At 61.4% G+C, this 5,647-nt stretch carries 6 protein-coding genes; 1 reads left to right on the forward strand and 5 read right to left on the reverse strand.

Features of this window, described 5'->3' with window-relative positions; translation table 11 throughout:
- Positions 1-654: division plane positioning ATPase MipZ (locus tag GSQ79_RS08430; protein WP_158808278.1), on the forward strand; the 654-nt coding region annotated here is incomplete at its 5' end.
- A 155-nt stretch (positions 655-809) separates the two neighbouring features.
- Here GSQ79_RS08430 and GSQ79_RS08435 read toward each other — a convergent pair.
- The 5 genes from GSQ79_RS08435 to GSQ79_RS29395 all read right to left on the reverse strand — a co-directional run.
- A complete protein-coding gene (locus GSQ79_RS08435) occupies positions 810-2,339 on the reverse strand; it encodes a class I adenylate-forming enzyme family protein (RefSeq protein ID WP_158808279.1) in 1,530 nt (509 codons plus the stop codon).
- Between the two features lie 134 nt (positions 2,340-2,473).
- Positions 2,474-2,764, reverse strand: a complete 291-nt coding sequence (locus tag GSQ79_RS08440; RefSeq protein WP_246725197.1) for an oxidase — start codon at positions 2,762-2,764, stop codon at positions 2,474-2,476.
- Positions 2,764-3,417 (reverse strand): cytochrome c oxidase subunit 3, encoded by a 654-nt coding sequence (locus GSQ79_RS08445; protein ID WP_246725198.1) that lies wholly within the window; start codon positions 3,415-3,417, stop codon positions 2,764-2,766. The genes GSQ79_RS08440 and GSQ79_RS08445 overlap by 1 nt, the downstream gene beginning before the upstream one ends.
- Complete coding sequence (ctaD, locus tag GSQ79_RS08450; RefSeq protein WP_158808281.1) at positions 3,410-5,056, reverse strand: cytochrome c oxidase subunit I; 1,647 nt, start codon at positions 5,054-5,056, stop codon at positions 3,410-3,412. Before ctaD ends, GSQ79_RS08445 begins: the two co-directional genes overlap by 8 nt.
- The coding region (locus GSQ79_RS29395; protein ID WP_246725199.1) for a c-type cytochrome at positions 5,049-5,647 on the reverse strand (599 nt) is incomplete at its 5' end. The genes ctaD and GSQ79_RS29395, both read right to left, overlap by 8 nt.

A 5,647-nucleotide genomic window follows, 5' to 3' on the forward strand; every position in this document is an offset into this window, starting at 1 on the left:
AACGAGACGGTCGAGTTCGGCGCCTTCGCCGAAGCGATCAGCCAGGTCGAGCACGCCTATGAATTCGTGGTGATCGACACGCCGGCGAGCGATTCCTACCTGATGCGGCTCGCGCATTCGCTCGCCGACACTCTGGTGTCGCCGGTCAACGATTCCTACATCGACGTCGACGTGTTTTCCCGCGTCCACCACGACAAGACGCGACGCGGCGCAGTGGCGCATTACGCCGATCTCGTCATCGAGGCGCGGCGCAAGCGCCATCTCGTCGACCAGGGCATCATCGACTGGGTGCTGGTGCGCAACCGCATTGCCTCGCTGCAGTCCAACAACGCCAAGCAGATTTCCATTACCCTCGGCAAGATGGCTTACGAACTGAAGTTTCGGGCCGCCGAAGGCCTGCACGACCGCGTCATTTTTCGCGAGTTGTTCCCGATTGGTTTGACCGCGCTCGATCCGATCGAGGAGGCGATGCGCACGGGCAGTTTGTCGGCCTCCCAACAATCGGCACGGCGCGAGATCGAAGAACTGCTGTCGACGCTGAAACTGCCGGAGCGCGGCAGCGGCATGGCACATCTGCAGGCGCGCCACGAGTGGTTCGACAAGATTTCGGGCTATTATCGCAACCTGGAACAGCGCGGCGCGGGCGAGGGGTAGCGCGCTCGCCACGTGGCGCGCCAACCGTATCACGGGCTTAACATGCAATGGCGCACTTCAGATCGCTCTGAGGCGCGCCAAGACATCTGACGTCTCGCTCAAACAAATGGCGGCGCAACGACCGTGCTCAAGCGCCGCCCTTTCAGGGCCCGGGTTCAGGCCATCTGATAGGGGCTCAGGTGGAAGTCCGGGACCAGGGACAGCAGCCTGCTTCGATCGACCTTGCTGAGTGCATTGCGCGGAAACTCGTCCACGATTTTCAATCCCTCGGGGACTTTGTAACGCGCCAGCTTCGTTGAACATTCCGCGAGAACGTCCGAGAAGGCCGGGCTTTTTGCGCCGTCCGCAAGACGGACGAACCCAAACACGCGCTGGCCAAGCACGTCGTCAGGAATGCCAACCACCGCGGCTTCACGGATCGAGGGATGCGACGCCACGAGGACGCGTTCGATCTCGATGGGCGATATATTGGTGCCCCCGCGGATGATCAGATCTTTCTTGCGGCCGACGAACCAGAGCTCGTCCCCATCGCCGCGGTACATCAGATCACCGGTGTGATACCAACCATCCTTGAACGTGGTGGCGGTCGCGGCGGGCTCGTTCCAATATCCGGGGGTCACATGCGCCCCGCGCACGAGAAGTTCGCCCGTGTCACCACGCGGCACATCGACCCCGGCGTCATCGACGAGACGAAACTCCTGTCCCGTCGACACACGCGACACTGGCCCGATCGACAAGCCGTAGGTCAGAGAGCCCACGGCTTCCGTTGCCGCCCAAAACGATCGCAACGGAACCCCGAAGATTTTGGGAAACTGCTCCTGGAGCGGAACGGGACAGACGTCGCCGCCCGTTCCGCAAAAGCGGAGAGACTGCAGGTTGCGGGGCCACGCGCGCTGATGGTCCAACAGGGCCGACATCATTGCCGGAAACCCGATGAACCACGTGCAACGATGCCGCTCCATCGCATCCAATACGGCATCGGCATCGAAGCTCCTCAGCAGGACGAACTTTGCGCCTTGAGCGACATAGAATAGGGCGCTGGCAAGGCCCGATACATGAGCCATCGCAAGAGGCAGAACCCCGACCTCGTTCTCGCCGAAGTCCCACGACCCCATGAGGCGTATGCTCTCAGCGAGTGTCGCCGCTGTGTGAACGACGAACTTGGGAGTTCCCGTCGTCCCGGACGTGTTGATCAGGACTGCGGGTGCATGATCATGGGGCGCAACTGAAGGGCGCGCGATGCCGAAATCGTCCAACAACGCGTGCCACGACGTTACGCGATGGTCATCGATCCCCGCGTCGACGATGAAGCGGTCACAGAATTTCAAGACGGACTCATCGAGCCCGGCCACATTCGGGTAGAGCGCCGCCTCGCCGATGTAGAGAACCGGCTGCAGCCGTCGCATGAGTGGCGCGAGTTCCGCGGCGGTGAATGCCGTCCGCAGCGGCGCGGCAATCGCGCCGACCTGAAAGCAGGCATAATAGGCCACGATCATTTCGGGCCTGTTGAACATATGGAGTGCGACACGATCGCCTCGTCGGATACGACGCTGATTCAGACCGCTGGCGAGGCGATCAACCTCGCCGGCCAAGCGCCTGTAGGTCCAGATCTCGTCGCCGAAAATAAAGGCGATGCTCTGAGGGCGCGCCGCAGCCTGCTGCTGCAAGGTTTGAAAAGGATTCATGGGCTCCGTCTCCTTTGCCGATCTTCCGATGGCAACAGGATGAACAGAGCGCGCTACGGCCCTATGTCCGGACAGACGAATTGGCTACGATCGTAATCGTCCGGCCGCCACGTGCAGCGCCGATGCCGGGACCGTCACCGCGTGACGTAGTCGATCATCGTCATGCCGAACAAAATCGCGACCCAAACGAACCCAAGGATCGAAAAGAATTTGATCAGGGCCGGCTCTTCGATGACCTCCATCGAGAACAAGAGAACCGTCGCGATCATCAAAACCATGATCGCACCTTCGACCGCCCAGACCGCTGGAAACGGTTGCAGCCAACCGATCGTCACGTTGATCGCGAGAAACGCCAGCAGCACGGCGAAGGTGATGGCCGGTTCGCGCATGTGCCGCCAGAGCTCGCGCTTTTCCGCAGGGGTCATCATCGGTTCATCACATAAATGATGGTGAACACCATGATCCACATCAGATCGATGAAGTGCCAGTAGAGGCCGTAGATCTCGATGCGATTTTGGTGCCGCTGCAAATAGCCGTTCGCGCGGGCTTGCCACGCGAGGCCGAGCAGGATGGCGACGCCAGTCGTGAGGTGAAACGCGTGTAGCGCCGTCGCGACGTAGTACAACGAGACGTAGAGCTGCGAGGCCCGGTCGCCGGAGAGTTCGTAGGGCCGCCATGCCAAAAACGGCGTCATGTGCTCGATGTAATCCTGGTAGTACTCGTAGCCCTTGAACACCAGGAACAGCGAGCCTAGCGCCGCCGTCGCGAGCATGCAGCGGACCATCGCGCGCTGCCAGCCCAGGCGCGAGGTGACGATGGCGCCGGACATGGTGAGGCTCGAGCAGATCAGCACGGCGGTGTTGGTCGCCCCGATCCAGAATTTCAGATGATGCGCGGCCTCACGCACCGAGTCCGGATGCAGGATGCGCAGCACCAGCGCGATGAGGAACAGCGCGGCGAACAGCAGCAGTTCCGTCAGCAGCCACGACCACATGCCGAGCGTCGCCGCGCGGCGCTGCTGCGCGACGTCGGTGAACTGCTCGGCCAGTTCGACGCCGATCGCGGCGCGGTCAGACACTTTCGCCCGCCTTGACCGGATAATCGTAGGGCTCGAAATCGACGATCGGCGGCACGATGAAATTATGCTTCGGCGGCGGCGAACTTGTCGTCCACTCCAGTCCCTTGGCGTTCCACGGATCGGACGGCGCTCGTTTGCCGAACCACAGCGACCACAGGAGATAGATCATCGGGAAGATGTAGCCGACGGCAAGGATCGTCGAGCCCGCCGACGACAGGATGTTCAACAGCTGGAATTCGTGGGGATAGACGTGGTAGCGCCGCGGCATGCCGAGATAGCCGAGGATGAACTGCGGGAAGAAGGTGACGTTGAAGCCCAAAAAAATCAGCAGCGCCGAGATCCGCCCCCACACTTCCGGATACATGCGTCCGGTGAATTTCGGCCACCAGAAATGCAGGCCGCCGAGAAACGCCAGCATCGTGCCGCCGACCATGATGTAGTGGAAATGCGCCACCACGAAATAGGTGTCGTGGATATGCTCGTCGATCGCCAGCGTCGCGAGGAACAGGCCGGTGAGACCACCGAGCACAAACAATCCGATGTAACCCATGGCATAGAGCATCGGCGTGTCGAGATGGATGTCGCCTTTGTGGATCGTCGCCGTCCAGTTATAGACTTTGACCGCCGAAGGCACGGCGACGGCGAAGCTGAGAAACGAGAAGGCAAGGCTCGCATATTCGCTCTGGCCGTTGACGAACATGTGGTGGCCCCACACGAAGAAGGTGATGGAGGCCAAACCGATCGTCGCGTAGCAGATGAACTTGTAGCCGAAGATCTTCTTCTGCGCGAAAGCCGGAATGATTTCGCTGATGACGCCCATGCCCGGCAGCACCATGATGTAGACGGCCGGATGCGAGTAGAACCAGAACAGGTGCTCGAACAGCACGGGATCGCCGCCGAGCGCGGGATCGAACACGCCGATGCCGAAGGCGCGCTCCATCACCAGCAGGATCAAGGCCATGGTGATGACCGGCGTCGCCAGCAGGAAGATCAGGCTGGTGGCATACATCGTCCAGACGAAGATCGGCATGCGGAACCAATGCATGCCGGGCGCGCGCATCGTGTGCACGGTGACAACGAAGTTGAGGCCGGTGAGAATGGAGGAGAAGCCCACGACGATGACGCCGATCAGCGCCGGCACGACCCAGGTGTTGGAAAACGTCGTCGACAGCGGCGCGTAGAAGGTCCAGCCGGTATCGACGCCGCCGATCACCACCGTCGCCAGCGTGAACACAGCGCCGGTCATGAAGACGTACCAGCTCAACAGATTGAGCCGGGGAAAGGCGAGGTCCTTCGCGCCGATCATCAGCGGCAGCAGAAAATTGCCGAAGGTGGCGGGGATCGACGGGATGAGGAAGAACCACACCATGACGACGCCATGGATGGTGAACAGCTTGTTGTAGGTATCGTTGGTAAAGATCTGCCCGTCGGGGACGACCAGCGCGAGGCGCACCAGCCCCGCCGCGACCGCGCCGATGATGAAGAAGGCGGTGATCGCGATGAGGTAGAGGATGCCGATGCGCTTGTGGTCGATGGTGAACAGCCACGAGCGCAAGGTGTGGGCGTCATGCAGGTAATCCAGCGGCCTATCGAGCGTCGCCGGGGGCGGCGTGCGTTCGCGCATCGCGACATCAGTCATGAGCGGAGTCCTTGCTGGCCTTGATATAGGCGACGAGACGAATCAGGTCGTCCTCGGGGATCTTGCCCTCGTAGGACGGCATGGTCTGCTTGTAGCCGGCGATTTTTTGGGCGTCGGGATTGAGGATTTTGTCACGGATGTAGCTGTCGTCGGCGATCACCGTGCCGCCGCCTTCGAGCGGCACCGGCTTGCCATAGAGGCCGGCAAGCGACGGGGCCTTGACGGTGGAATTGGCGCGATGGCACGCCGAGCAACCGTAGGACTGGAACACCGTCTCGCCCGCCGACACCAGCGTCTGGCTCGACGCCGCATGGGTCAGCCATGTCTGATAGTCGGCCGGCTGCATGATCGTCAGGGTCCCATCCATTTCGGAATGGTCGGTGCCGCAATATTCCGAACAGAACAGATGAAAGCTGCCGGCCTTGTCGGCTTTGAACCACATCTCGGTGTAGCGCCCGGGGATCGTATCCATCTGGATGCGCAGCGCCGGGATATAGAGCGCGTGGATCACGTCCTGCGAGATCATCCGGATGACCACGGGCTGGCCGAGCGGGACGTGAAGATCGTTGATCTCGGACTGGCCGCCGGGAT

This window comes from Beijerinckia sp. L45, from assembly GCF_009765775.1.
In the GTDB taxonomy this organism is placed as follows: Bacteria; Pseudomonadota; Alphaproteobacteria; order Rhizobiales; family Beijerinckiaceae; genus RH-AL1.